General features: G+C 60.7%; 24 protein-coding genes and 1 tRNA gene. 21 read left to right on the forward strand and 4 right to left on the reverse strand.

The annotated features are described in order from the left end of the window. Positions 1–124 precede the first annotated feature (124 nt). Genes WKF55_04775 through WKF55_04785 form a run of 3 tightly spaced genes read right to left on the reverse strand, consistent with a single transcriptional unit; the run spans position 125 to position 3,651 of the window. Positions 125–1,438 carry an amidohydrolase family protein gene (locus tag WKF55_04775; GenBank protein MEJ7758888.1) on the reverse strand — a complete coding sequence of 438 codons (1,314 nt, stop codon included), beginning with the start codon at positions 1,436–1,438 and terminating at the stop codon, positions 125–127. After that, on the reverse strand, positions 1,435–2,919 hold the full coding sequence (locus tag WKF55_04780; protein MEJ7758889.1) for an amidohydrolase: 1,485 nt from the start codon (positions 2,917–2,919) through the stop codon (positions 1,435–1,437). Before WKF55_04780 ends, WKF55_04775 begins: the two co-directional genes overlap by 4 nt. Positions 2,920–2,946: 27 nt before the next feature. Further along, positions 2,947–3,651: a glycerophosphodiester phosphodiesterase gene (locus WKF55_04785; protein MEJ7758890.1), complete on the reverse strand. Its 705-nt coding sequence runs from the start codon at positions 3,649–3,651 to the stop codon at positions 2,947–2,949. A 148-nt stretch (positions 3,652–3,799) separates the two neighbouring features. On the opposite strand from WKF55_04785, the gene WKF55_04790 reads away from it, so the two are divergent. The 4 genes from WKF55_04790 to WKF55_04805 all read left to right on the forward strand — a co-directional run bounded on the left by WKF55_04790 (position 3,800) and on the right by WKF55_04805 (position 5,883). After that, complete coding sequence (locus WKF55_04790; protein ID MEJ7758891.1) at positions 3,800–4,381, forward strand: RNA polymerase sigma factor; 582 nt, start codon at positions 3,800–3,802, stop codon at positions 4,379–4,381. Then, positions 4,374–5,093 carry a hypothetical protein gene (locus tag WKF55_04795; GenBank protein MEJ7758892.1) on the forward strand — a complete coding sequence of 240 codons (720 nt, stop codon included), beginning with the start codon at positions 4,374–4,376 and terminating at the stop codon, positions 5,091–5,093. Before WKF55_04790 ends, WKF55_04795 begins: the two co-directional genes overlap by 8 nt. Continuing rightward, complete coding sequence (locus WKF55_04800) at positions 5,090–5,752, forward strand: hypothetical protein (protein ID MEJ7758893.1); 663 nt, start codon at positions 5,090–5,092, stop codon at positions 5,750–5,752. The genes WKF55_04795 and WKF55_04800 overlap by 4 nt, the downstream gene beginning before the upstream one ends. A gap of 47 nt (positions 5,753–5,799) precedes the next feature. Beyond that, positions 5,800–5,883, forward strand: a tRNA-Leu gene (locus WKF55_04805). 96 nt (positions 5,884–5,979) lie between these two features. Here the strand turns inward: WKF55_04805 and WKF55_04810 are convergent. Next, positions 5,980–6,594, reverse strand: coding sequence for a hypothetical protein (locus tag WKF55_04810; GenBank protein ID MEJ7758894.1), 615 nt, complete (start codon positions 6,592–6,594; stop codon positions 5,980–5,982). 738 nt (positions 6,595–7,332) lie between these two features. Here WKF55_04810 and WKF55_04815 point away from each other — a divergent pair. The 17 genes from WKF55_04815 (at position 7,333) to gap (ending at position 25,065) form a co-directional block, all read left to right on the forward strand. Continuing rightward, positions 7,333–8,127, forward strand: a complete 795-nt coding sequence (locus WKF55_04815) for an efflux RND transporter permease subunit (protein ID MEJ7758895.1) — start codon at positions 7,333–7,335, stop codon at positions 8,125–8,127. Between the two features lie 1,361 nt (positions 8,128–9,488). Further along, on the forward strand, positions 9,489–10,736 hold the full coding sequence (gene icd, locus WKF55_04820; GenBank protein MEJ7758896.1) for an isocitrate dehydrogenase (NADP(+)): 1,248 nt from the start codon (positions 9,489–9,491) through the stop codon (positions 10,734–10,736). Further along, a complete protein-coding gene (locus WKF55_04825) occupies positions 10,737–12,215 on the forward strand; it encodes a leucyl aminopeptidase (GenBank protein MEJ7758897.1) in 1,479 nt (492 codons plus the stop codon). It begins immediately after the preceding gene. 65 nt (positions 12,216–12,280) lie between these two features. Then, positions 12,281–14,038 carry a hypothetical protein gene (locus WKF55_04830; GenBank protein MEJ7758898.1) on the forward strand — a complete coding sequence of 586 codons (1,758 nt, stop codon included), beginning with the start codon at positions 12,281–12,283 and terminating at the stop codon, positions 14,036–14,038. 49 nt (positions 14,039–14,087) lie between these two features. Beyond that, positions 14,088–14,963 (forward strand): YicC/YloC family endoribonuclease, encoded by an 876-nt coding sequence (locus WKF55_04835; GenBank protein ID MEJ7758899.1) that lies wholly within the window; start codon positions 14,088–14,090, stop codon positions 14,961–14,963. Beyond that, on the forward strand, positions 14,960–15,607 hold the full coding sequence (gmk, locus tag WKF55_04840) for a guanylate kinase (protein MEJ7758900.1): 648 nt from the start codon (positions 14,960–14,962) through the stop codon (positions 15,605–15,607). Before WKF55_04835 ends, gmk begins: the two co-directional genes overlap by 4 nt. 2 nt (positions 15,608–15,609) lie before the next feature. Continuing rightward, positions 15,610–15,819 (forward strand): DNA-directed RNA polymerase subunit omega, encoded by a 210-nt coding sequence (locus tag WKF55_04845; protein MEJ7758901.1) that lies wholly within the window; start codon positions 15,610–15,612, stop codon positions 15,817–15,819. A gap of 5 nt (positions 15,820–15,824) precedes the next feature. Then, positions 15,825–17,036 (forward strand): bifunctional phosphopantothenoylcysteine decarboxylase/phosphopantothenate--cysteine ligase CoaBC, encoded by a 1,212-nt coding sequence (coaBC, locus tag WKF55_04850; GenBank protein MEJ7758902.1) that lies wholly within the window; start codon positions 15,825–15,827, stop codon positions 17,034–17,036. Further along, the gene (locus WKF55_04855; protein ID MEJ7758903.1) at positions 17,026–17,865 is read left to right on the forward strand and encodes a uracil-DNA glycosylase; all 840 of its coding nucleotides are present in this window, start codon (positions 17,026–17,028) and stop codon (positions 17,863–17,865) included. Before coaBC ends, WKF55_04855 begins: the two co-directional genes overlap by 11 nt. Beyond that, on the forward strand, positions 17,846–19,240 hold the full coding sequence (dnaB, locus tag WKF55_04860; protein MEJ7758904.1) for a replicative DNA helicase: 1,395 nt from the start codon (positions 17,846–17,848) through the stop codon (positions 19,238–19,240). The genes WKF55_04855 and dnaB overlap by 20 nt, the downstream gene beginning before the upstream one ends. Then, positions 19,237–20,643: a DNA repair protein RadA gene (gene radA / locus WKF55_04865; GenBank protein ID MEJ7758905.1), complete on the forward strand. Its 1,407-nt coding sequence runs from the start codon at positions 19,237–19,239 to the stop codon at positions 20,641–20,643. Before dnaB ends, radA begins: the two co-directional genes overlap by 4 nt. Beyond that, entirely contained in the window at positions 20,640–21,329 is a 690-nt protein-coding gene (gene ispD, locus WKF55_04870) for a 2-C-methyl-D-erythritol 4-phosphate cytidylyltransferase (protein MEJ7758906.1), read from the forward strand. The genes radA and ispD overlap by 4 nt, the downstream gene beginning before the upstream one ends. Further along, positions 21,326–21,997: an L-threonylcarbamoyladenylate synthase gene (locus tag WKF55_04875; protein MEJ7758907.1), complete on the forward strand. Its 672-nt coding sequence runs from the start codon at positions 21,326–21,328 to the stop codon at positions 21,995–21,997. The genes ispD and WKF55_04875 overlap by 4 nt, the downstream gene beginning before the upstream one ends. Before the next feature lie 5 nt (positions 21,998–22,002). Further along, positions 22,003–22,458: a low molecular weight protein arginine phosphatase gene (locus tag WKF55_04880; protein MEJ7758908.1), complete on the forward strand. Its 456-nt coding sequence runs from the start codon at positions 22,003–22,005 to the stop codon at positions 22,456–22,458. Then, the gene (locus tag WKF55_04885; protein ID MEJ7758909.1) at positions 22,448–23,302 is read left to right on the forward strand and encodes a hypothetical protein; all 855 of its coding nucleotides are present in this window, start codon (positions 22,448–22,450) and stop codon (positions 23,300–23,302) included. The genes WKF55_04880 and WKF55_04885 overlap by 11 nt, the downstream gene beginning before the upstream one ends. A 233-nt stretch (positions 23,303–23,535) precedes the next feature. Next, positions 23,536–24,042 (forward strand): phosphoribosyltransferase family protein, encoded by a 507-nt coding sequence (locus tag WKF55_04890; GenBank protein ID MEJ7758910.1) that lies wholly within the window; start codon positions 23,536–23,538, stop codon positions 24,040–24,042. A gap of 12 nt (positions 24,043–24,054) precedes the next feature. Then, the gene (gene gap / locus WKF55_04895) at positions 24,055–25,065 is read left to right on the forward strand and encodes a type I glyceraldehyde-3-phosphate dehydrogenase (protein MEJ7758911.1); all 1,011 of its coding nucleotides are present in this window, start codon (positions 24,055–24,057) and stop codon (positions 25,063–25,065) included. The last annotated feature ends 7 nt before the right edge of the window (positions 25,066–25,072 follow it).

Here is a 25,072-nt window from a genome sequence, read left to right on the forward strand (position 1 = left end):
AAGACAACATCAGGACAAGGTTCGCGGACGACTGCTCTCCAATAATGACCGACGGAAGCAGCGCGTCAAACGAGAACGCCGCCCCCAACAGGAGGCGGCGTTCTTTGCGTTATGCCTGCCAGACCTACCTCCTTATCGGCATGGCCGGATTCGGCGGAAGCTGTTTATAGCGCTCAGTGAGAAGCTCCTGCCTGTTGAGCGCCGGATATTCGCGACCGCGCACAAGCACCCGCTCCGCATTTGAAGTGAACTCGAACGGATCACCGCTCCAGATCACAACATTGCCGTCCCGCCCTGCCCGAAGCGAACCGATTTTGTCGGCGACGCCAAACACCTCGGCCGGCGTCAGCGTTACTGCCCGCAACGCATCATTCCACGACATTCCGTAGGCAATGGCATTGCCTGCCTCCTGCTTGATATTGCGTACATTGAAGGTTTCTTCATCGCCGTTGCCCGAGTTTCCGATAACAATCACCTGCACGCCAGCGCGCCTCAAGAGGCCGGCGTTCTCCTGAATCTGACCGAGTGTCGTAAAGCTGCCCGGAATGTTGTTCATTGCGCCGGTCAATACCGGCACACGGGCGGCAGCCAGTCTGTCGGCAAGCATCCACGCCTCGGCGCCGCCCCCGATGATGATCTTGATATTGTTTTCGCGTCCGATGCGAAGCGCGGCATCGATGTCGTTCGCCTTGTCGGCCGTCACCAGTAACGGCAGCCTGCCCTCGACGACAGGGATCATGGCCTGAAGGTCGAGACGGCTGGCGGCAAAATCACGCGTTGCCGCTCTCTCGTACGCCGCACGATTCCGCACGAACGCCCGGGTATCCTCGATCAGCTCCCGAAGCTTCACCAGCAATTCTGCGCGTGCGCCGGTACCCGCGGCCTGCGGTGCCTGCACCTGCGCGACCATCGCAACCGGAGCACGGACGACCATGTCGCTCGCCATGCCGTCCACCAGAGTCAGGAGCGCGGCCTGACCCGACACCAGATGATTGCCACTTGGCAATACCACGATATTCGTGACGCCTTCGCGTCGCGCGGGAGCGATGAGAACTGACTGGGTATTAACGCCCTCCCAGACCGTAAACGCTGCGGCAATATTGTCTTCACCTCGCGCGGCGTCGTCGCGGGTGTTGGCGATCTGGCCGACCTCGACGAGGCCAAGCTGGGTCGCGGAATTGATGAGTCCGGGCGTTACCCACTTGCCTGTTGCGTCGATACGTTTTGCATTGGCGGGAATCGCAATGCCCGCTCCTACGGCGACAATTTTGCCGTCCCTGATCAGCACTGTTCCGTTATCGATTGGCGCGCTGCTGACGGGATAGACTTTGCCACCGGTGATCGCGATCGTCTGTGCAGCTATCGCATCGGGTAGTACCGATCCGATGGCGCACACAACAAGCCCTCGAGTGACATTGAGGCGGGACGAATATTTCATCGGTTCATTCCTTCTGGTGTCGGTACAAATCCAAGCTCGAAGTCAGTGCGCCATCGCTGGCGGGGGTCGGCACGGTTGTATAGCATTGCACCATCAATCCAGACTTTCTCCGGACGCGTGTAAATGCTGAAAGGATCGCCGGACCAGAGCACCAGATCGGCATTCTTTCCCGTTTCAATCGAGCCAATCCGGTCGTCAAGGCCAAGCTGCCACGCGGGGTTGATCGTCACCCACTTGATTGCCTGTTCGGCCGATACCGGAATGCCGGCGAGGTTGCCGGCTGCCATGGCCTTGGCCGCTTCCTGAGTGAGGCGCTGCGAGCCCGATGCATCGTCCGAGTGAACCGCTACCCGCACACCAGCGCGGTCGCTCAGCGCGACATTTGCCTTGATGCCGTCGAGGGCCTCCATCTTGAACGAGCCCCAATCTGCCCACAACGAGCCGCCGATCTGTTCGCGGGCCAGAATATCCGCGACCTTGTACACCTCGACGCCATGATGAAAAGCGCGAATCTTGTAGCCAAATTCCCGCGCGATGTCGATCATCTGCGCCATCTCGTCGGCACGGTAGCAATGATTGTGAACGAGAATGTTGCCGCGAAGGACTTCAGCCAGCGTCTCCATGCCCAGGTCGCGCACCGGCGGATCACCCTTGCTCTCCTTGTTCCACTTGTCCCAACGCCTGCGGTAGACCTCTGCCGTCACCCATGCAGCGCGATACCCGGCGACGTTTCCCATGCGGGTGGAAGGCCCTCGCGCGGCGTAAACCCGTTTCGGATTCTCGCCGCAGGCCATTTTCAATCCATACTTTGCCCCGGGGAATTTCATCTGCTGGACGGTGCGGGCCGGAACGACTTTCAAAACCGAGCTGCGACCGCCGATCAGGTTTGCCGAACCGGGCAGCACCTGAAGCGTCGTCACGCCTCCCGATAATTCGCGGGGCAGTTGCGGATCCTGCGGCCAGACTGAGTGCTCGACCCAGACATACGGTGTCGACGGGTTGGTGCCTTCATTGACATCGCTGTTTGCCTGCGTTCCCGGGGCCCCGCCCGCGCCGACATGTGAATGCGTATCGATCAGCCCCGGAGTGAGGTATTTGCCAGTTCCATCGACAACGACTGCGCCCGCAGGAACTTCCACCGACGCGCCGACGGCAACGATTTTTCCGTCCACCACCGAGACTGCCCCGTTCGAGATCATCGGACCGGCAGCAGTCAGGATATTGACGTTCCGGATAACCGTCGGCGCCGAAGGGAATCGCACGTATGTGCTCGGAAACGGATCGGCGTTGGGAAGCGATCTTCCACCCAGCCCCGGCGTTTGCGTCGAATCTGCTTTCGGCGAGGGTGCTCGCGTCGACCGGGCCGGCGCGCACGCCCAGGCCGACACCAAGGCGATAAGTACGACACTCGATTTCATCAGTTTAAGCTCTCCAGCGAAGTTCATGGCCGGCGCACGGTGCGCTCGATCGACAGAGAACATAGCAGTCCTCGCAATGAGTCGGCAGCGTCACTGCGAAAGAATCGCGCGTTTCCACCGTACCAACTCATCCACCTTGTCGGTGCAGATGCCGAAGACGCCCATTTTCGTCAGGCGCCCCCATTCGCCGGGGTCGTTGACCGTCCAGGCTATCACCCGTCCACCGCACGCGCGAACGTTCGTCACCAGCGCGCTGTCGATGAAATCGAAACGCTGCCACAAATCCTGCGCACCGGCGGCACGCATCATCCCGCAGGAATCAATCGGATAGGAAGCCTGTAGAACTCCGGTGCGAACCGATGGCGCCAGCTGAAGCATCGCTTTCACCGTGCGATGATCGAAGGAATGGACCGCGCACTCGCCGATGCTGGATGGATGACGGCGCAGGCATCTCGCAACAGCCGCTTCGATGCCCGTTGCCTTGATCTCGATGTACAGGCCAGCATTGGCGGCAACTTCGGCCAGTACGTCATCCAGCGTTGGAATGACGTGGTCACCCGCGAGCCGAAGCGACGAGATCGCCTTCGAATCGAGCTGGGCAATGGGCAACCCTGCAGGCTGATCGTCGCCGCCGGGAACCACAACGTCTGCATCGTGATGCACGTAAACCGTTCCATCGCGGCTGGCGTGCACGTCGAGCTCGATCGCCTCAGCACCCGCCGCCATCGCCAGCCTGAAGGCGGAGAACGAGTTTTCCGGCACACGTGAGTGCAGGCCGCGGTGTGAGATTGCCATTACGGAAACAGGTGCGGAATACATGCTTGCGGTGATTGAAGTTCGATATTTCCGGTGCCACGCGCTGGCTGCCGCGGCGCGGTCAGTCGTGCAATGTTACTGCATGCTCCGGGACTATGGATCAGGCGTACGCGGTTAACACGTCACCTTGCCTGGCGTCTACCTTCACGACTGGATGATTCCCGCAACTCAGGGCAGTGGAGACGAGACCGATCATCAATTGATCGAACGGTGGAAGTCGGGTGATTCGCGGGCCGCAACTCAGCTCGTGGGCCGACACGCCGACGCACTCGCGCGCTTTGCCGCGAGCTCAGGGGAGCGGGAGGAAATTGAGGAGCTGGTCCAGGATACTTTCGTGCGAGCCTTTGGTTCGATCGACTCGTTCAGGGGCGACAGCTCGTTGCGGACGTGGCTTTTCACGATCGAGCGGCGCCTCATGCTCGACCGGCGACGGGCCGAGATGCGACAGAAAACGATGGTGCCGGTAGAGGAAACCGATGCAGCGACTGAATATGATGCGCTCGACGGGATGCTGGCGGACGAGGCCGGGACTTTGGTCCGGCGAGCTGTTGACAGACTTTCGCCGATGCAGCGCGAGGTGTTCTCGCTTCGAGTTGAGAGAGGATGTTCGTACAGGGAGATTGCGGCTGTCGTCGGAACCACCGAAGGCGCCGCGCGAGTTCATTACCACAACGCGATGCGCGCAGTGAAGGAGTTCATACGTGACTGAATGCTTGAATAACGGAATCCGCGACGTTCTGCCGGACCTTATCCACGGACACCTCGGAGCGCCCGACCGGGCACTCATACTGAGCCACGTCGACAGCTGCTCGGCGTGCATGGAAGAGTTGACGTTGCTGCGGGAGGTTCGTGCAACCGCGCCGTTGGCGCCGGCGATTGACATCGATCGCATTGTTACGGCGTTGCCGCAGCCTGGCCGAGGTTACGGGTCAGTGTCGCTGTTGGCTGGGGGTGGTGCGACGAATGGCGCGGCCCGGGAGAGCGTCCCTGCATATCGGCTCTCTCATCGCACCGTCTGGCGCGTCGCCGCGGCAGCAGTAATCGTCGTCGTCGGTGGCTACTCAATTCTTGCCGGCAATCCCGGTGCGGCCGGCAGTCGCAGGGCAGTCCCGGTGGCCGCGGCCCGGTTGCCAGCCAGTCCCGCCGCGGGGGTGGCCGAAGGCACAGCGGGGGATATTGACGGGAGCGATGCTCGCGGCACAGCCTCTCCGGCTGCACCTGCTGGCTCCAGGACGGTCACAACGCCCCTAGGCGGAATACTTTCTCGCACGTTAGAGCTGACACTTGTTGGCGGTGTCAGCGAGCTTTCGGACGCGCATATCGAACGACTGATGAAAGAATTGGATGAGCTCGAGGGAATGCCGTTATCCGAGCCCGAATCGGCGACGCACACGCTGGAGAATCTGGAGGGCGAAGGATGACGTCGAAGGGCGCAGCCATCCTCGCAATTGGCGGAGGGTTCGCTTTCCTGAATCTCGCGGGCAATCTCACTGCGCAGTCGCCGCCGGCGGATCGGGGACAGGCGGCAGCTGCGGCTCAGCCCCAGTCGCGAAGGGCGGAAAAAGCTGAACTGGAGCGGGCGGGGCAGCAGCAGCGCGGTGAACCGTTGCGGGGTACCGGGCAGTCAGAGCCAGGCATAGCGCGACGCCGGCAACTCGAGGAGCGCTTCCGACAGCGAACGGGAGATGTGGTTCGCAGACGGTTGAAGTTGACAGACCATCAGATGATCCGGCTTCAGACCACCAACCGGCAGTTTGAACAGCAGCGGTTAGCGTTGCTGGCCCGGGAGCGCGAACTCCGGCGTGAGCTTCGCCAGCAGCTGGTGGCCGGGGACAATGCCGATCAAAGCCGCGTCGGAGAACTGCTGGATCAGACCATGCGGGTCCACCGGCAAAGACTCGACCTCGCTGACAGCGAGCAGCGGGAGCTCGCGAAGTTCCTAGAGCCGGTGCAAAGGGCGAAGTATTTTGGACTGCAGAACGAGTTGCGAAGACGTATGCAGGAGCTGCGCGACCCCGGCGCTCGGCGGTCACCTAATCGTCGGCGGCAGGCTCGGCCTATTCGTCCAGCGCGGGTTTGAACTAGCGGCTTGTCACGGCTGCTTTCCCCGTGTAAATACCGATCTCTGCCCGGGTGGCGGAATCGGTAGACGCAGGGGACTCAAAATCCCCCGGCCTTCGGGCCTTACGAGTTCGAGTCTCGTCCCGGGTATTGGTTTGGGAGATAATGACCTACGGGGATTCAGGGGGGCTGGTTCAGTCGCCCCTGAATCCCCGTTCGGTCATAGTTTTTGTCATATTCGCGCGTCTAAATGGGTGCCTTGAGCACCAGGTACTGGCAGTTGCCGGCGACACCGAGACGCCCCCTCTGCAGTTGGGTCCAGTGGAGGCCGTCAGGGCTGCGCCGCTCCGCCTCAGCAACCGCCTCTTCCATCGAATGAAAGCGGCCGAGCTGAGTGGTGTGCCTTTCACCTTTCCTGGTGACTTCGAGCGTCCAGTCCATCATGCCTTCGGCTTCCCGCTCGGCTCGGTCGCCCGCTTGCGCTGTTACCGCGAGGATTGCGGAAATCCTGTCCCATGCGGCACGGCGGCTCGGGTCAGCGTTTCCCTCAAGCACTCCCCGTATCAAGTAAGCGCGGAGCGGGCCGAACAGAACCCACATGGCCTCTTCCTCACGACCATCGGTACGATGCTGGGCGGAATCAAGCAACAACTCTTGAAGCTCGTCTGATTCACCTTTTTTCTGATTGCTGGCAGCGATTAACTCATCTACGACGCGGCGTTCGACAGAGAGTTTTTCAAACTCTTTCTCGATTCGCTCCAGATCGTCCCATGGGGCAACAGCTAAGCGCTTGGCCAACGATCGAACGTGGCTGGGAATCACTTCCGCACCGGCACGACGACCATCTGAGGCATAGCTCAATATAGCGCGTCCCGCTTCCTAGGCGCCGCCGGAGTGCGATCGCCTTATCTGTTCTGTCATTTACCAGGCATGCGCGTCTTAGCGATCGGAGTGCCTGCTCGGCACACAACTGGTCTACGCCGGGAGTCGGAAGGCTAAACGAACTGCCGGATTCGTCCAACGGTATTTGCCCGACCGGGTTGGCCGCAGCGAGAATATCCAGCCGGGCCACCTTCATCGGATCCAGAGACGGACCAAAGCTTTCGAGGATGGAGCCCTCCTTCTGTGGGGCAACCAAGTCGGCGACCGCGGCGTGATACTCCTGCGGGCCGAGCTTCAGCAAGGCGTCGGTCACGGCGATAACAAGTTCGCATCGTGTCTACACTTCTAGGAGCGGTGCGGGCAGGCGCAACGGATTGACGCGGACTTAAAATCCCCCGGCCTTCGGGCCTTACGAGTTTGAGTCTCGTGCCGGGTATTGTCATCTCAGCTCCATGCTGCTCGCATCTCGGTTCGACTACTTTGTTGTTGTCGACCTGCCAGCATTTATGGGCACCGTAACCCCTTGCTTGTCGCATGACGTCAAGCCGACACGGCTATTCAGCCCGCGGATTCGGCCCCTTGCAGTGTCTCCCATCTGGCTGGTGATCTGATGACATTCGATCTCGAACGCTTCTCACTGGTTGACATGCTGCAGTGCGGACGCGGGGTTCGACGAGCGGCGGAAGGCGCGACGGACGTCGAGGGTGCCGCCAGGTGTTGGAGGATGAGATAGGTTTTTCGCACGACGTGATTGTGGTGTATCCGGATTCTCTCAGAGCAACGGCGGCGGACGTCGCCAACATTGCGATCCCCGGCAACGCCGCCGACCCGGTCACGGGCCAGCCTACGATGATCCGACTGTCGCAGGTTGCCAGTATCGAACCCAGTGTAGCCCCCCAACAGATTAACCGGCGCTCGCTCGAACGGCAGGTATCCGTCTCGGCAGGGGTGTTGCCGGGGTTCGACATGGGTTCGGTTGCCAGCGCGGTGAGAGCAGGAATCGATTCGATCGGACTGCCCCTGGGATATCACGTCGTTTTTGGTGGTGACGTTCAGAATCTCGAAGAAACAAAGGCGTACGTCCTCGCCGCTCTTGGTCTGGCCGTCGTGTTCATTTATCTGATTTTGGCTTCGCTTTTCGGATCGTTTTTCCAGCCTCTGGCGATCATGCTTGCACTGCCGCTCAGCTTCATCGGTGTCGCTCTCGCGTTGCTCATGACGAGTGGGAATATCAACGTCATGACGATGATCGGCATCATCATGCTGATGGGACTGGTTACGAAGAACGGTATCCTGCTGCTCGACTTCTCGAACCAGCAGCGTGTCGCGGGGATGACGCGTGAGGAAGCCCTGCTGAGTGCTGGCAGAGTGAGGCTTCGCCCAATTCTCATGACGACGGTTGCAATGATCTTCGGAATGCTTCCGCTCGCCCTCGCGATTGGTGAAGGCGCGGAACAGCGGGCACCTAGGCCCGGGCTGTCATTGGAGGTCTCATCACGTCGACGCTGCTGACGCTGTTCGTCGTGCCTGTAACGTCGACTTTGCTCGAGGATGCCGTGTCTTCGGTGAGGAGTATGCCGGAAGCGCTGCGCCGAAGGCGAGTCCGAGCCGGCAGCCGTGAACCGCGTCAGGCGCCAGGCTTCCCCGCCCGCGCACCGATCTCAGCGTCCGCCGAGTCGGCGGCCGCCACCCCGTTTCGCATGGATCTGGCTGAGGGCGCCGGTAAGTACTAGGGCATCGCGGGGCAGGGCACGAAGGTCCCGCTGGGCGGCTCGCGCATTATCATCCGCAAGGCGGTGCGAAAAAGAGGGGCCTTCCGAAACAGAGCCCCTCTTTTCCATCGCGCGGCAAGAGTCCGCGGTCCGGAAGCGTCGTCGTCGTCACGACTCTGTCGCGACGTAATCCCGATGGAACGACTTCAGTGATCGTGACCGAAGTGACCGCAAACCGGTCGCTGGTCGTTGGATGCCGGCTGTAGACAATCGAGCACTGTCCTGGTGTCAGAATAACCCACGCTGCCAGCAGGTCGCCCGTCTGTCTGCCCGTCGCTGATACGTTGAACGTATAGCTCCGGCGGGGCTGGATGGATCTTGCAGACCGATGCTTCGCCCTGAACCTCGTTCCAGAAAATCTACGTGCCTGCGGAACGGCGGCAACAATCACAGTCGGGTGGGCGCTTATCAAACACTCCGCGGCGTATCAAGGAGGTATCGGCTTGGTGTGTTAGTGTAACGCTCGGATATCTATCCTGCCCGGCCGGATCTGATAGCTGGTAAGACGGCGTACAGTGGAAACGAGAAAGATCGGCTCCGATGTAACGGATCCGGCCTTTCACCTCCTGAAGAACATCGGGGCTGACTCGACGCGAGCCTGCATCTTATTCAGTATCTGTCCCTGAGATCAGCACTTATCCGGTCAGACGTCAGGCTCGCAGCAAAGGCGAAGACACCTGATTCACAGTCATCAGCGGATTTCCAGCTACACGGGACGGCGTGCGCGACGGCGCCGCGCGCGTAGAATAGGCGTATGACACCGAGGCGCCGTGTTCAAACTTGCCGAGTGCTTGCCGGCTGTCGTTGGACATGGGTGGTCAGGCTTTGCCGCGCAGGTGGTGGTTGCGCATCAACACAGTTGGACGTCGGGCAAGGATGTTCGGCGAGGCAACGCAAGACGTCGTGGTCGGGCACGCGCCCCGACTTCTGCATGGATTTCTCCATGGTAAACGCCCGTGACGATTATGTCCGCATAAGCAACAACATTCCCCGAGCACCGCAATAGGGATGAAATATTTGTGACGTGGACAAAGAACGTTGCTCGGAATCTGGAGTACGTCTAACTTTGTCTGGCCTCTCCACTCCTTCTCTTTCATCCACATGCGCGATTATAAGCTGTCCACCGTCCCCGCCGCCGGGGACGCAATTACCTTTTCCGGCGAAGTCGTTGCAGTACCGAACCGCCCGATAATTCCCTTTGTCGAGGGCGATGGTACCGGGCCCGACATCTGGCGCGCGTCCGTCCGGGTTTTCGATGCCGCGGTGGAAAAGGCGTACGGATCGGAGCGCAAAGTCGAATGGATGGAAGTCTTCGCCGGTGAGAAGGCGTTCCGCCAGCACGACACTTGGCTGCCCCAGGAAACGATCGACGCAATGCAGGAATTCCGCGTATCCATAAAGGGACCCCTCACAACCCCTGTCGGCGGAGGAATCAGGTCGTTGAACGTCACCTTGCGTCAGGTACTCGATCTGTACGCCTGCATCCGTCCGGTTCGTTACTTCGAAGGCGTTGGAGCGCCGGTGAAGGAACCGGAGAAAGTCGATGTCGTGATCTTTCGCGAGAACACCGAAGATGTATACGCGGGCATCGAATGGAAGGCAGGTTCACCGGAGGCGTCAAGGCTTCGGGAGTACCTGGCGTCGGAATTCGGGAGCGAGATTCGTGAGAACTCCGCTATCGGCATCAAACCGATGTCGGAATTCGGCTCGAAGCGGCTGGTCGAGATGGCGATCCGCTTCGCAATCACCAAATGCCGCGAGTCGGTCACACTGGTGCACAAAGGGAACATCATGAAGTTTACGGAAGGCGCGTTCAGAGACTGGGGATATGAGGTGGCAAAAGAGAATTTCCCCCAGACGACTGTGACCGAGGCAGACCTCGCCAAAGGCAGCGCGGGATCTCGCGCAGACGCTGTCGTCATCCGGGACCGCATTGCCGACTCGATGTTCCAGCAGATGCTTCTGCGCCCTTCGGAGTACTCCGTAATTGCGACCCCGAACCTCAATGGCGATTACCTCTCTGACGCCGCTGCAGCCCAGGTCGGCGGCCTGGGTATCGCCCCTGGCGGCAATGTCGGCGACGGGCTTGCCGTATTCGAAGCGACCCACGGCACCGCGCCGAAGTACGCGGGTCTCGATCGCATCAATCCGGGCAGTGTCATTCTTTCCGGTGTCATGATGTTCGACTACATGGGCTGGAGCGAGGCCTCATCGTTGATCGTCTCAGGCGTCGAGAACGCCATCAAGTCAAAGCGCGTAACGTACGATCTCGCCCGCCAAATGCCGGGAGCGACTGAAGTGTCGACGTCGGCCTTCGGTAATGCGGTGATTGCGGGAATGAAACCGTAGATGCCGCTTTCCGTCACACTGAGCGACGGCGACGCATCGGCTTTCGAAGGGTCGATGCTCGTGATCGCACTGAACGAAAAAGCGGAGCTTTCGGATTCCGTCACCACCCTCGACGCGGCCATGGGGGGTTCGTTACGCCGCTCGGTGGAACTGCGCGACTTCCGCGGCGCACGCGATGAAGTTCTTCATCTGACGGGACCCAGCGGCGGCGCGCGGCGGGTGGTGGTCGTTGGCATGGGAAGTTCGGAAGATCGCCCGGGTAGCCTCAGGCGAGCTGCAGCAATCGCAGCCCGACAGGCAGCAAAACTCGGTGCGGATCAGATTGGATGGCACGGCGGCGTGCTCAGCGAGACTGAAGTCGAAGCAATTACCGTTGGGCTTATGGCTGGCGCCTGGACCTATCTCGACCTCAAGACGCCGCCGCCTGAAGACGAGCGACGATTGCCGTTGGTGTCCGCCACCATTTTTGCCGCCGATTCCCCTGATGCGCGCCGAGGCCTTGCTTCGGGAGAAGCGATTGCCGCAGGACAGGCGCTGGCCAGAACACTGGCGATGATGCCGGGCAATCTCTGCACGCCGGAGTTCCTTGCATCGACCGGCACCGCCATCGCGGACCGTCACGGAATGGCCATTACCGTGCTGGGCCGGACGGAAATGCAAGCTGAGGGAATGGGTGCACTTCTTTGCGTTGCGCAAGGTACGCCCCAGGATCCAAAACTCATTGCGATCGAATACAAGGGGGGCGCCCCGGGCGAAAAACCCATCACGCTGGTGGGCAAGGGACTTTGCTTCGATAGCGGCGGTATCTCGATAAAGCCCGCCCAGTCGATGGAGGACATGAAGTTCGACATGTGCGGAGCGGCAGCGGTGCTCGGCGCAATGGAGTCCATAGGTCGGCTGAAGCTTCGCGTGAACGTTGTTGGCCTCATCGGTTCTACCACGAACATGCCCTCCGGGACTGCGGTCAATCCTGGCGACGTAGTTCGAAGTCACCTGGGCAAGTACATCGAAATCATAAATACCGACGCCGAGGGACGGCTGGTGCTCGCAGATGTCCTTTCGTACGCGCGACGCTTCGATCCCGCCGTTGTCATCGACGCCGCTACGCTGACGGGCGCAGTCGTGATCGCGCTTGGCCATACAGCGACTGGGGTTTTCAGTCGCGACGAGGAGCTTATTGCCGAAGTCATCGCTGCGGGCAAGCGTGCCGGCGAGCCGGGGTGGTCATTGCCACTCTGGGACGAATACCGCGACCTGATCAAGTCTGAGGTCGCTGATATCAAGAACAGCGGCGGCCGGGCAGCCGGGGCGGTTACGGCGGCAATGTTCCTGAAAGAGTTCACCGACAGCTATCCGTGGGTGCACCTCGACATTGCGGGAACTGCGTACACGGAGTCCGACCTCGGTGCCATTCCCAAAGGCCCCACCGGCGTTCCGACCGCCACATTCATAGAATTCGTTCGAGGCCGGTCAAACTGATCACCCTTCGGGCTTGCTTCCGATACGCCCGCCCTGGCGCAATCGCCGGGGCGTTTTTGTGGACCGTGGTACGCGTTGCGGGGGCGCAGGTGGTTGTCCCGCCGGCCAGCGAAGTGCCGATCCCTCCCAAGCCGGCGACTGACACGGCGCCGCCTGCCCCGGATACGATACAGCCGCCGTTCGGACGCCTCGCCGCTCCGCGAACTGCGACCCTGGGTGAAAAGTATGAATGGAACCGCGAAGAGATGTTTGCCAGCGGGGCATTGTCAGTTGCTGACCTCCTCGAGCGTATTCCGGCCGCAACGTCATTTCGCACCGGGTGGCTCGCTTCGCCCAAACTGGTTGCCGTCAACGGGGATTTCGGCCGTCTCAGAATTCTGTATGACGGTCTGGAAATCGACGATATAGACCCCCGGAACGGGTCCGTCCTCGATCTTGCCCGGGTGCAGCTGTGGACCCTCGAACACGTTTCTGTGGAGCAGTTCGCAAACGAACTCATCGTACGTCTGCGGAGCTGGCAGGTCGACCGGACTACGGCCTACACGCGCACGGATGTGTCGACGGGAGACGAAGATTCCAATCTGTACCGCGGGTTTTATGGCAAGAGGTTTTCGGGTGGGGGCGGCCTTCAGGCGGGCGGACAGCAATACAGTACTACCGCCGCGCGACTCGGCGGTGGGGGGGACGCGCTTTCGCTCCTGCTCCGCGCGGGCATCGCGCGCCAGCGATGGAGTGTCGACGCATTTTTGAACCGCAGTCAGCAGACTCGCGTCCTTCAACCCACGTTCGGCTCCGGACTTTCGATCCCCGATTTCGAGGCATCGCACCGGCTCGCGTACTTGCGCGCGGCGTACGGTGATCTGAACGGGGGACCGTGGATTCAGGCTACGGCATCCAACACGAGACTTGCCGAAACGAGCCGGCAGACAACAATTGCTGACGCCATGTCCCGCCGGGTTGTGTCCGACACGGCGGATACAGCCACATCGCGCAGCCAGTATCTGCTCTCGGGCGGATACGCGCGCGGCCTCCTGCGCGCCTCCGCTTACAATCGAATCAGATCGTTTGCGGGGGAGACGTTCCATTCGCCGGGGGCACGCCTCGAGTTGGTGCGTTCTCAGACCCTGGTTGTGCTTGCCGCTGAACGGGACGGATTCAGAGGTTTGAACCGTGTCGATGCCTCGTTTCTGCTGACACCGTTCAATACCGTGGCAGTCTCGGGGGCGCTATCGAGATCATCCGGCAACGGTTCCGACTCCCTCATCCGCCAGCCCGGCGTGACGGCAGTGCGTCTCGAGGCCGGTGTGAAGGTGTTAGGGGCATGGCTATCGGCAGGATACCTGAGCCGGGATACCGCACTTCTTCTGCCGCCCCTCGTTTTTGACACTGCCTACGTTCCGCAGGCGACTGGGCGGCGCTCCGCGGGATTCCTCACTTTGCGCGGACGGGTCTACCGGGATATCGGTGTGGATGTCGTGGCCACCGGATGGAATTCTGCGTCTTTTTATCAGCCTCGATACCAGGCGAGATCGGAGGCAAACCTCATTACGCGATGGATATCCAGGTTCCCGAGCGGAAATTTCGGGCTGAAAGCAGCCGTCGCCTACGATTATCGGGGCGCCGTGGCATTTCCGGTGCCCGGACGGCTGTCGGTTGCCGACGCCAGCGGAACTGTCTCTGCACTCCTCGAAATCCGGATACTCCGCGCCGTTGTTTCCTATCAGGTCCGCAACATCGCGGGCGAACTTTATCAGACCGTTCCCGGCTTCTTCATGCCGCGGGCGATCAATTTCTATGGAGTACGCTGGGAGTTCTGGAATTGAAGGAACCCGCGGCGATCCTGTTGTCGAATATCGACTTGCATACGGCCACATGATCTACAGCATGACCGGGTTCGGATCGGCGGATGGAATGGTTGGCGTGTCGGCCCTGAGTGTCGAGGTGCGTACGGTCAACCACCGCTTCTTCAATCCTAGCATCAAATTGCCCGCGAACTTCGCGCGATGGGATACCGAGGTGCGCGAGCTGCTCAAACAGAACATTGCGAGGGGTCATGTCTCGCTTTCGGCTCGAGTCGAACCACTTGGGAGTTCCCGAACCCCAATCGACGAGGAACGATTCGGCGAGTATGTAACGATGATCCGCGGGCTGCAGGAACGCCATGGGCTGCATGGCTCGCTCGACGCCGCGACGATACTCAGCCTGCCGGATGTAATCAGTTCGCGTGTCGAAGCAGCAGAGCAAACCTCCCCAGCCGAGCTGCTGGCGATAGTCGGTGAGGCAGTTGCCCGTCTCCGCCTCATGCGCGCCGAGGAAGGCGCACGGCTGGCGGTATTTCTGAATGAGCGAGTCACGTTTGTCGAGGGCGCTGTAGCAAGGATCGCGGAGCGAGCTCCGCATCGTCTGGTCGAGCAACATGCGAGGATTAACAAGTCTGTTCACGACCTTATTGGCGAAACGGGCGTCGATCCCCAGCGTCTGGCGCAGGAGATTGCCATCATGGCAGACCGCCTGGACATCTCCGAGGAGATCGAACGGTTCGAATCGCACATCGATTCGTTTCGCCGGACATTGCAGGCCAATGGCGACGAGCCCGTTGGCAAGCGTCTGGGTTTCCTGCTCCAGGAGATGGTTCGGGAGGCCAACACGATCGGGAGCAAGGCAAACGACTCTGCAATTCTCGGAGATGTCGTGCTGGTCAAAGAGGAGCTGGAGCGGATTCGCGAACAGGTCGAGAATATCGAGTGACTCGCTTTCCGCTCATTCTTTCCTCGCCGTCTGGGGGCGGCAAGACTACGCTTGCGCGCGAACTGCTCAAGCTGCGCGCAGACACCGGTTATTCTGTATCTTGTACCACCAGGCAGCCACGCGATAAGGAAGCCCAGGGGCGAGACTATTATTTCTTATCGAGGCATGAGTTCGACGAAGCGCGCGTTTCTGGTGCATTTGCTGAATCAGCTGAAGTTCACGGTGAAATGTATGGAACGCTTCGCCGGGAAGTAGATGGTTTGCTCGCCGCGGGCAAGCATGTAGTGATGGACATCGATGTGCAGGGTGCCCGTCAGTTCATTGCTGCATATCCTGCGTCGGCGCTCATTTTCGTGCTGCCGCCGGACGTCGGGGTTTTGCTGGACAGGTTGCGAGCGCGCGGTACCGAGGATCAGAAGTCGATGGCGAGACGTCTGCGCAGTGCCATCGCCGAGCTTCAGGCAGTGGGGATGTATCAGTACGTGGTTGTTAACGATGATCTGGGGCGCGCCGTCGAGTCGGTATCCCGGATCATCGATGCTGAGGCGGCGAAGACGGCGAGAGCGAGTGATCTAGCCGGGACATTACAGTCATTGGTTGCCGGACTCGAAGGCGAGCTGGCCGACATCAACAGGAGCAGATAGTCATGCAGGTATTTATCCCGACCGACGTTGCTGAACACGCAACCAACAAGTATCTGGGCGTGCTGGTCGCCGCGAAATTTGCGCGCGTTCTCAACGAGTTTCCCCGCGACCGGTCTGCTTCGGGCGAGAAGAAGTTGACCACGCGCGCGCTCGAGGATCTGATTGATGGGGAAATCGGATATCGGGTAATACCGCGCCGCCGCACCGAGTAGCGGAAGTGCGGCCATTCGACGGCCGCCGCATTCTTCTCGGGGTCACGGGCGGCATCGCCAGCTACAAATCAGCCATGCTTGCCCGGCTTCTTGCCCAGTCAGGAGCGGAGGTCGATGTCGTGATGACACGCGCCGCTCAGGAGTTCGTTGGGTCAATCACGTTCGAGGCTGTCACGGGCCGGAAAACCTTTTCCGAGATTTTTGGTGCCGGTAACGCTCTTGACCATATCCGGCTCGCTCGTGAGGCGGCAATTCTGGTTGTTGCTCCCGCGACTGCCGATTTTCTCGCACGCTCCGCTCATGGGCACGCCGACGACCTGCTGACTGCCTGCCTTCTCGCCAATACCGCTCCGGTGCTTCTTGTTCCCGCAATGAACGACCGCATGTGGGCCAACGCACAGACCGCTCAGAACGTCGCCCATTTGCGGGAACTCGGATATTCTGTGCTCGACCCGGACGATGGTCCGCTTGCGGCGGGTGAGGGGGCCGGACCGGGCCGGATGCCTGAACCTGAGGCGATCATGGCCGCGATGGCCCGAATGCTGGAGCCGCGTGGAGGCCTGTACGGTCGCACGATTGTAGTGACTGCGGGCGCAACTCGAGAGCCGGTCGATCCGGTGAGATTCATATCCAATCACAGCAGCGGACGCATGGGTGTCGCACTTGCCGATGCCGCTCACCGGCGAGGCGCAGAAGTGACGCTTGTCGCGGGGCACCTGGATGTTACCGCCGGATCGTGGCTTCGGGTGGTGCGAGCGGCGACGACAGCCAACATGCTGGCCGCTGTAGAGGAGCTGCTGCCCGCGTCCGATGTGCTGATTATGGCGGCCGCCCCGGCCGATTTCCGCCCGGCCAAGCCCGCCGCTCGCAAGATCAAGAAGAGCAGTTCGTCCCTGCCGGCCGCCATCGAGCTGACGCAAACCGAGGACATCATCAGATCGACGGCAAGCGCTCGCCGAGCTGGGTCAGTGGTTGTCGGCTTTGCGCTCGAGACGGAGAACGAACTTGCCAACGGCGCTCAGAAACTGCGAGAAAAGCGCCTCGATCTCGTCGTAGTCAACAGCGCGGTCGAGGATGGGGCCGGATTTGTCTCTGATACAAACCGTGTGACGCTGCTGGCGCCCGGCGAGGCTGCCGTACACGTCCCGATGATGAAGAAGACCGAGCTCGCCGACGTCATCCTCGATCGGGTTGAATCGATTCTGAATGGACGCTAGACAGCGATTGCGGAGATATCTGGAGGATCGCCGCGATCTGGGCGAATCTGAACTCGTGCTCGATTCCATGACGGTCGAGGACGCGCTGCGCACAATAGGCGCAATCCGGGCAGGCTCGATTTCAGGGCCACCAGATCGCTCTCCGCAGAACGTGACCCCGACGGCCGATCCGTCATCGCAAGCCGGAAATGAAGCTTCCGAGTCATTGGATCCGGTCAGCGCCAATGAAGCGATGAAGCCGGCAGATCAGCCCGAAGCTACTGCCCCGGCTCAATCGCTCGAGAGCATTGCCCGGATTGTGGAGGACTGCACCAGATGCGCGTTGTACAAGACTGCGACGCGTGGCGTGCCGGGAGATGGACCGCTGAATGCCCGGCTGGTCTGCGTCGGCGAAGCTCCCGGAGCGAACGAAGATGTGACTGGACACCCGTTTGTTGGTGCGGCAGGAAATCTCCTGACAAAGATCCTCGCGGCTGTCGATCTCACCCGCGATGAAGTCTTTATCACAAACGTCGTCAAGCACCGGCCGCCCGGCAATCGCAATCCTGCTCCCGATGAGATAGCCGCGTGCAATCCGTTCCTGGTGACGCAACTCGAGCTGATCAGGCCGAAAGTCATCGTTGCGTTCGGAACTTTCGCGGCGCAAACTCTTCTCAACACCAAAACGCCGATCGGAAAGCTTCGCGGTGAAGTGCACCGCTACCACGGAATTCCCCTCGTCGTCACTTATCACCCTGCCGCGTTGCTCCGCAATCCGGCCTGGAAACGACCTACCTGGGAAGATGTCAAGCTCGCCCGCAGAATTCTCGATGGCGCCCCCGGCGCGTGATCCATATTCGGAACGGCGTCCCCCCTACTCGGAGGATGCCGAGCAGGCGGTTCTGTCGGCCATGCTCATGGATCCGGATGCAGTGCTGCGCGCCGTCGAACACGTCGATGACACGATGTTTTACCGGGAGGGCCACCGGCGCATCTTCCGGTCGATGCTCGCCCTGGCGGACCGCGGCGATGTAATCGATCCACTCACGCTCTCGGAAGAACTTTCCCGGAACGGGGACCTCCAGGCGAGCGGCGGAAAGGACTACATCGGATTCCTCATCGACGCCGTTCCGACGTCGGCCAACGTCGAGTATCACGCGCGCATCGTACGGGAAAAGGCCTTGCGCCGGCGACTGATCGAAGTCTCAACCGCAATTGTTGCAGAGGCGTTCGATTCCGCTGCACCCGCGGCCGAGCTTCTGGACGCGGCCGAGCACAAAATCTTCGAAGTGAATCAAAGCCGTGGAGCAGAGGGATTCTCGCGCATCAAGGAGTTGCTCTGGACCGCGATGGAGCGCATCGAAGACCTCCGCGCTCGAGGGGAATCGATCACCGGCGTTCCGAGCGGCTTCAAGGACCTCGACGAGATGACGACTGGTTTCCAGCCGTCCGATCTGATCATCATTGCCGCCCGGCCATCAATGGGAAAGACAGCGTTCGTTCTCAATATCGTTCAGAATGCTGCGCTGGACGCAAATGTGGGAGTAGCATTTTTCTCGCTCGAAATGAGCAAGGATCAGCTGGTGCAGCGGATGCTGACTGCGGAGGGCCGCGTCGACGCGCAACGGCTTCGCAAGTCAAAGCTCCACGATTCGGAGTTCAGTTTGTTGAGCAGAGCGGCCGGTGACCTTTCCCGGGCGCCTATCTGGATCGACGACACGCCCGGAATCACCCTCCTCGAGATGCGCTCCAAGGCGCGGCGGATGAAAGCCGAGAATAACATCGGCCTCGTAGTTGTCGATTATCTGCAACTGATGCAGGGGCCATCGAACACGGAGAACCGGCAGCAGGAAATCAGCTACATATCGCGCTCTCTCAAATCACTGGCCCGGGAACTCAAATTACCCGTGATAGCGCTCTCGCAACTTTCCCGTGCCCCGGAGCAGCGAACCGGCGAGAACAAGCGACCCCAGCTTTCCGATCTTCGTGAATCCGGCGCGATAGAACAGGATGCAGACGTAGTGATGTTCATCTACCGGCCCGAGGTATATCAGCACCTGCTGGAAGGGAATTCAAAAGAAAGGGATGGCGATCAGAACCTGGAGGGCCTTGCCGAGATCATCATTGGCAAACAGCGTAACGGGCCAACTGGCGCAATCAAACTGTTCTTCAGCAAGACATTCACCCGCTTCGACAATTACTCGCCCCGTCCGTTGCCGCGGTGACGCCAAAGGCGCGCTCGACATTTCGATGCAGCAGCTGCGGCGCTGACTCTCCTCGATGGGCAGGACGCTGTGACGTCTGCGGCGACTGGAACACCCTCGTTGAAGAGGCGATCACAAAAACCGCTGCCGCGACCGGAGCGAAGGCTGCGGCGGCTCGCCGTGCCGGCGGGCCTCAATCACTCGGCGAGGGCGGAACGGTTGCCAGGACTCAGAAAGTCCGCGACGTAATCGGAGCGGCTGAGCCTCGCTGGCTGACCGGCATGGCGGAGTTCGATTTCGTGCTTGGCGGCGGTCTCGTCCCTGGTTCGATGACACTTGTGGGTGGTGAGCCGGGTATCGGGAAATCGACGATTCTGCTGCAGGTGGCGGCAAAGCTCGAGGCTGCCGGGCAGCGGACGCTCTATGTGTCCGGTGAAGAGTCGCCGCTTCAGGTAAGGCTGCGTGCTGATCGGCTCAGCGATTCCGCGAGCGACGTAGAGCTTTTGGGTGAGACACTTCTCGAGACCATTATTGCGACTGCTTCGGCAATGTCGCCCTCGGTGCTGATCGTGGACTCGATTCAGACCGTCTTTACCGGTGACCTCGATGGCGCGCCCGGGAGCGTGGGTCAGGTACGGGAATGCGCTGCGCGACTGATGCGGTTCGCAAAGGATAGCGGGACCTCCGTTTTCGTCGTTGGTCACGTCACGCGCGAAGGCGGAATAGCGGGCCCCAAGACACTCGAACATATCGTCGATACGGTGCTCTACTTCGAAGGCGAAGGAATGCTTGACCACCGGATGCTCAGGGCGATCAAAAACCGGTTCGGCAGTGTCGACGAGATTGGCGTATTCCGAATGACGGCGGCTGGTCTCGACCCCGTTTCCAATCCGTCGGAGCTGTTTCTCGGCGATCGTCAGGGTCACACGTCGGGTAGTGCAGTCACAGCGTTGCTCGAGGGAAGCCGTCCGGTGCTGATCGAGATTCAGGGCCTCGCGGCGAAAGCCGGTTTCGGTACTCCGCAGCGCGTGGCCACCGGTTACGACAGCCGCAGACTTGCGCTTCTGCTCGCGGTGCTCGACAAACGCGCGGGACTTTCATTTACGCAGCTCGATGTCTTCCTCAATGTCGTCGGCGGCATGCGAATGCAGGAGCCGGCTGGCGACCTCGCCGTCGCGGCCGCCCTTGCATCCAGCGTTTACGATCGCGCCATCGGTACCGACGCGATCTTCCTGGGGGAGGTGGGACTGGGCGGGGAAGTCAGGCCGGTGTCACAGGCAGAAAGACGTCTGGCCGAGGCAGCCAAGATGGGAATGAAAACGGCGTACATGGCGCAGCGTGGAATTCCATCCCGTGGTACCCGTGGCATCACGACCGTGGGAGTGACGACCGTGTCTGAACTTTTTGGGCAGCTGTTCAAATGACAGCCGATGTTGGAGTTATAATCGTCGCTGGCGGTGCTGGCTCCCGTGTCGGCGGCAACGAGCTGAAGCAGTTTCGCTGGGTAGCCGGCAAACCAATGCTGCTTCACAGCGTTCAGATATTTCAGCAGAGAGCGGACGTCGGTATGGTCGTGGTTGTGCTTCCGTACGAGCACGTTGGAGATCCGCCACCGTGGCTGTTTCAATGCGATACCGACCGGCTCCTGCTGTCCGTGGGAGGAAAGGAGCGTGGCGATTCGGTGCGTAACGGGCTCGAAGATGTGCCGGACGATTTGACCTTCGTCATGATTCACGACGCTGCGAGGCCGCTTGTGACCGAGTCGATGATCGAGCGCGTGATGAGCGAAGCGCGAAAGGGTCACGGCGCGGCTCCCGGGATCCCGGTGGTTGACGCCCTGAAGCAGGCCGACAGCGAACGGCGGATCGTCGCAACGATCGATCGCACGAACATCTTCCGCATACAGACGCCGCAGGCGTTTCCACGAGAGATGATCGAGCGAGCGCATGCCGATGCACGATCCGCGGGAATGCGGGCCGCTGACGACGCTGCTCTTTGCGAACGGCTCGGGTTAGCAGTCGTCATCGTTCCGGGCAGCGAACGCGCCCTCAAGATCACCGATGAAAGTGATTTCGCTCGCGCGGAAGCGCTGAGTATCTTGAGTGAATGATCTCTGCGCCACGCGCGATTCCCTTCTGGTCACCTGATGAAATCGAAGCGGCGATCGGGGGAACGATTGCCCACATTCATGCGCGCGGTGTCGTGGGATACCCGACAGAAACGGTTTACGGATTCGGCGGCGGCGTGGACAGGGAGTCGGTGATGAACCTGATCGCGCTGAAAGGAAGACCGGACAACAAGCCTTTTCTGATAATCGTCGCTTCGAGCGAAATGATCACCCGCCTCGGGCTTCAGCTCACGAGTTACGCGTCGCAGCTGGCGGCGCGATTCTGGCCCGGCCCGCTTACCCTCGTTCTGCCTGGGGGCGAAAAACGGCTCCCGGAGCAGCTGCGGGGTCCCGAGGGCGGAATCGCGGTGCGCTGGACCCCGCACGAAGGCCTCGCCCGCCTCATCCTTGCGTACGGCGAGCCGATCACCTCCACGAGTGCCAACCGCCCGCGCGTGCCCCCCGCGACCAGTGCCGGCGAGATATTGCAGCAATGGGGAGACGAGGTCGCACGCGGCACGCTTCACGTCCTGGATGGAGGAAAATTGTCGAGCTCAAGTCCGTCGACGGTGGTCGATTGTACCAGCCGCCGACCCCGCGTCATTCGCCCAGGAGCTATCTCGGCTGAATTGCTGCGCGAGAGCGTGCCTGACGTTATCGGAGACACCTGACGGATATGCGGATTCTGTTCGTGTGTACCGGCAACACCTGCCGTAGCCCGCTTGCTGAAGCAATCGCGAGGCGAATGTTGTCCGATGCGGGCCGGACAGATATCGAGGTCGCAAGTGCGGGCGTGCAGGCGTGGAACGGCTCGCCGGCAAGTGACGAGGCGCTGCTCATCGGACTCGAGCGGAACCTCGATCTTTCCGCCCACAGGTCGCGGCCATTGACGCAGGACATTCTTGCGGAAAGCGATCTGGTTCTGACCATGTCGGCAACACATCTGGCGCATGTGATGCAAATGAGGCCTGGCGCGAACGTTCATCTCGTTGCCGGCTTTGCGAACGAGACGAGGGCGCGTCGCGACATCCAGGACCCATTTAGCGGCGATCTCGCTGACTACCGCGAAACCGCTGACGATCTCGAATGCGAGTTGTCCGGTCTTCCCGATAAAATCCCGCATGAACCATAGAGACCGGCTTCTTCTAATTGGATATCCCGTCCGCCACTCGCTGTCCCCGATAATTCAGAACGCGGCTCTCGACGCCGCGGGGATCGCGCTGCGATACGAAACGCTTGACGTTCCACCAGAGGGCCTGGCTGCGACACTGAAAGAGCTTGCATCGATAAACTCGGCCGGAAACATCACAAGTCCACATAAACTGGCGGCGATGGGGTCGATGAGCGCGGTGAGCGCATCCGCGGCGGGAACTGGAGTAGTGAATACGTTCTGGTCCGATATGGATGGCCACATGGCGGGAGACAATACCGATGTGGCAGGGTTTGACTACCTTGCCCGGCAGACTCTGGGCGAAATACCCCGCGACTGCCGGGTCGCCGTGCTGGGATCAGGGGGCGGCGCCGCTGCAGTACTTGCCGCTGTACAAGGCTGGGCGGGGTGCACAGCGACGGTCCACGCCCGCTCCCCCGAAAGAGCCGGCACGCTGAGCGGGCGTTTTTCCGGTTTTGCGCGGGCTGGTACGATGTCGGACGCCGCCATCTCGACGGCCGATATTGTCGTAAACGCAACGCCGATAGGACTCTTTGATGATGCGAAGCCTGTTGATCTCGCGAGACTCAGCAGGAACGCAGCAATTATTGACCTGGTCTACGGCCCTGACGAAACGGCCTGGGTGCGCAACGCGCGGGCCAGTGGCCATCGCACATCAGACGGTTTGTCGATGCTGGTGAGGCAAGGTGCACTGGCGTTTCGAAAGTGGTTCGATGTCGACCCCGACGAGGAAGCAATGTGGGCCGCAGTCCTGAAGGAAACCGGACGCAGGAACTTTCCAGGTGGCACCCTCCCGCCGGGGTAATTCGCGAGATTGCCCACGGTGTCATCGATCTCCTGTTGCCGGTCAGTTGCATTGTGTGCGAGAGACCTGCGGGACCACGGGACGATGGAATCGTATGCGGCCACTGCTGGTCGCGCATACACCCGCTTCCAGCCCCTCGGTGCGACCGATGTGGACATCCTGTTACAAAGCACCTTTGTCGGTGGTGCGACAATCTGCCACACTATGTCCGGGCCGCCCGCTCCTGGTGCTGGGTGGGTGTTGGCACGGGTAGCGAAATCGTTCACGCGTTCAAGTACGGTGGCTGGCAGCGCGCCGGTGCACAGATCGCCCGGCGCATGGCACGAGTTTCCTGGCCCGTCGATGTCGTGTCGGAGCGAACGGCGACCATCGCGGTGCCGCTGGCGATCCCGCGCGAACGCGAGCGGGGCTTCAACCAGAGTGCCGTGCTTTCGACCGAGCTTGCGGCTATCTGGGGCATTCCGGCGTGGAATGACGCTGTAGTACGCACGCGTTCGACACGCAGCCAGACGGAGTTGACTCCGGGGGAACGACAAGGCAATGTTGCCGGTGCGTTTCGTGTCAGGCCGGAACGTCAGGCATCGCTTGCCGGAGCACATATAATTCTTGTGGACGACGTGATAACGACCGGGGCGACACTGCGAGCCTGTTCAAGAGCGCTGTTTCATTCGGGCGCACGCATTATCAGCTATATGACTTTTGGCCGGGCGCCGGCATCAGGCGACCGTATTCCCAAATAGGAAAATCATTACATGGCGACCAGAGTAGGTATCAATGGTTTCGGCAGGATTGGAAGACAGGTTCTTCGAGCGGCGAGAGAAGAGGGAATCGCGGACATTGATTTTGTGGCGATCAATGACCTCACCGACACGCGAACACTGGCCCATCTCTTTAAATACGACTCGGTACATCGCACGTATTCCGGAGATGTCGACACCGGCACCAATTCGATCACCGTCGACGGAGACGAGATCAGGGTTCTCAGTGAAAAGGACCCCGCTTCGCTGCCGTGGAAAGATCTCGGGGTAGACATTGTGCTGGAATCCACGGGGCGATTTACCAGCGCCCCGGACGCCCGCAAGCATCTGGAGGCAGGTGCCAGAAAAGTTCTGATCTCCGCTCCCGCCAAAGGCGAGGACATCACCATTGTCATGGGCATCAACAGCGACAAGTACAATCCGGCACACCACCACATCGTGTCCAACGCCTCCTGCACGACCAATTGCCTCGTCCCGCTGGTGAAGGTTGTACGCGACAATTTCGGGTTCCGCCACGCGTCGATGCTCACCGTTCACAGCTACACGAACGACCAGCAGATTCTCGATCTGCCGCACAAGGATCTCCGTCGCGCACGCGCCGCAGCCCTGTCGATGATTCCGACGACGACGGGCGCGGCCAAGGCGACTGGGCTCGTGATTCCCGAGGTGAAAGGGAAGATCGACGGGTTCTCGATCCGCGTCCCCACCCCGGATGTGTCGTTCACCGAGCTCACCGCCGAAGTCGAGAAGCACACGACGATAGCGGAGGTCAACGCGGCATTCAGGACAGCAGCCGAAGGCGAGCTTTCGGGCATCCTTCAGTACACGGATGTCGAGCTGGTGTCCACTGATTATATCGGCAACCCGCATTCCTGCATCCTCGATTCCAAAATCACGAACGTCATCGACAACACCATGGTCAAGGTGTCCGGATGGTACGACAATGAGTGGGGATACGCAGCAAGGTGCGTGGACATGTTGCGATTCATCGGCGCCCGGCTGTAACGGCTGC

It is taken from the genome of Gemmatimonadaceae bacterium, from assembly GCA_037721215.1.
In the GTDB taxonomy this organism is placed as follows: domain Bacteria; phylum Gemmatimonadota; class Gemmatimonadetes; order Gemmatimonadales; family Gemmatimonadaceae; genus UBA4720.

Coding starts and splice junctions, on each gene's coding strand:
- WKF55_04800 (MEJ7758893.1), top strand. CDS start 5,090: ATGACGTCGAAGGGCGCAGCCATCCTCGCAATTGGCGGAGGGTTCGCT.
- WKF55_04885 (MEJ7758909.1), top strand. CDS start 22,448: ATGAACCATAGAGACCGGCTTCTTCTAATTGGATATCCCGTCCGCCAC.
- WKF55_04875 (MEJ7758907.1), top strand. CDS start 21,326: ATGATCTCTGCGCCACGCGCGATTCCCTTCTGGTCACCTGATGAAATC.
- WKF55_04785 (MEJ7758890.1), bottom strand. CDS start 3,651: ATGGCAATCTCACACCGCGGCCTGCACTCACGTGTGCCGGAAAACTCG.
- dnaB (MEJ7758904.1), top strand. CDS start 17,846: ATGGCGCCCCCGGCGCGTGATCCATATTCGGAACGGCGTCCCCCCTAC.
- gap (MEJ7758911.1), top strand. CDS start 24,055: ATGGCGACCAGAGTAGGTATCAATGGTTTCGGCAGGATTGGAAGACAG.
- WKF55_04780 (MEJ7758889.1), bottom strand. CDS start 2,919: ATGTTCTCTGTCGATCGAGCGCACCGTGCGCCGGCCATGAACTTCGCT.
- WKF55_04825 (MEJ7758897.1), top strand. CDS start 10,737: ATGCCGCTTTCCGTCACACTGAGCGACGGCGACGCATCGGCTTTCGAA.
- WKF55_04775 (MEJ7758888.1), bottom strand. CDS start 1,438: ATGAAATATTCGTCCCGCCTCAATGTCACTCGAGGGCTTGTTGTGTGC.
- WKF55_04880 (MEJ7758908.1), top strand. CDS start 22,003: ATGCGGATTCTGTTCGTGTGTACCGGCAACACCTGCCGTAGCCCGCTT.
- WKF55_04855 (MEJ7758903.1), top strand. CDS start 17,026: ATGGACGCTAGACAGCGATTGCGGAGATATCTGGAGGATCGCCGCGAT.
- ispD (MEJ7758906.1), top strand. CDS start 20,640: ATGACAGCCGATGTTGGAGTTATAATCGTCGCTGGCGGTGCTGGCTCC.
- icd (MEJ7758896.1), top strand. CDS start 9,489: ATGCGCGATTATAAGCTGTCCACCGTCCCCGCCGCCGGGGACGCAATT.
- WKF55_04835 (MEJ7758899.1), top strand. CDS start 14,088: ATGATCTACAGCATGACCGGGTTCGGATCGGCGGATGGAATGGTTGGC.
- WKF55_04845 (MEJ7758901.1), top strand. CDS start 15,610: ATGCAGGTATTTATCCCGACCGACGTTGCTGAACACGCAACCAACAAG.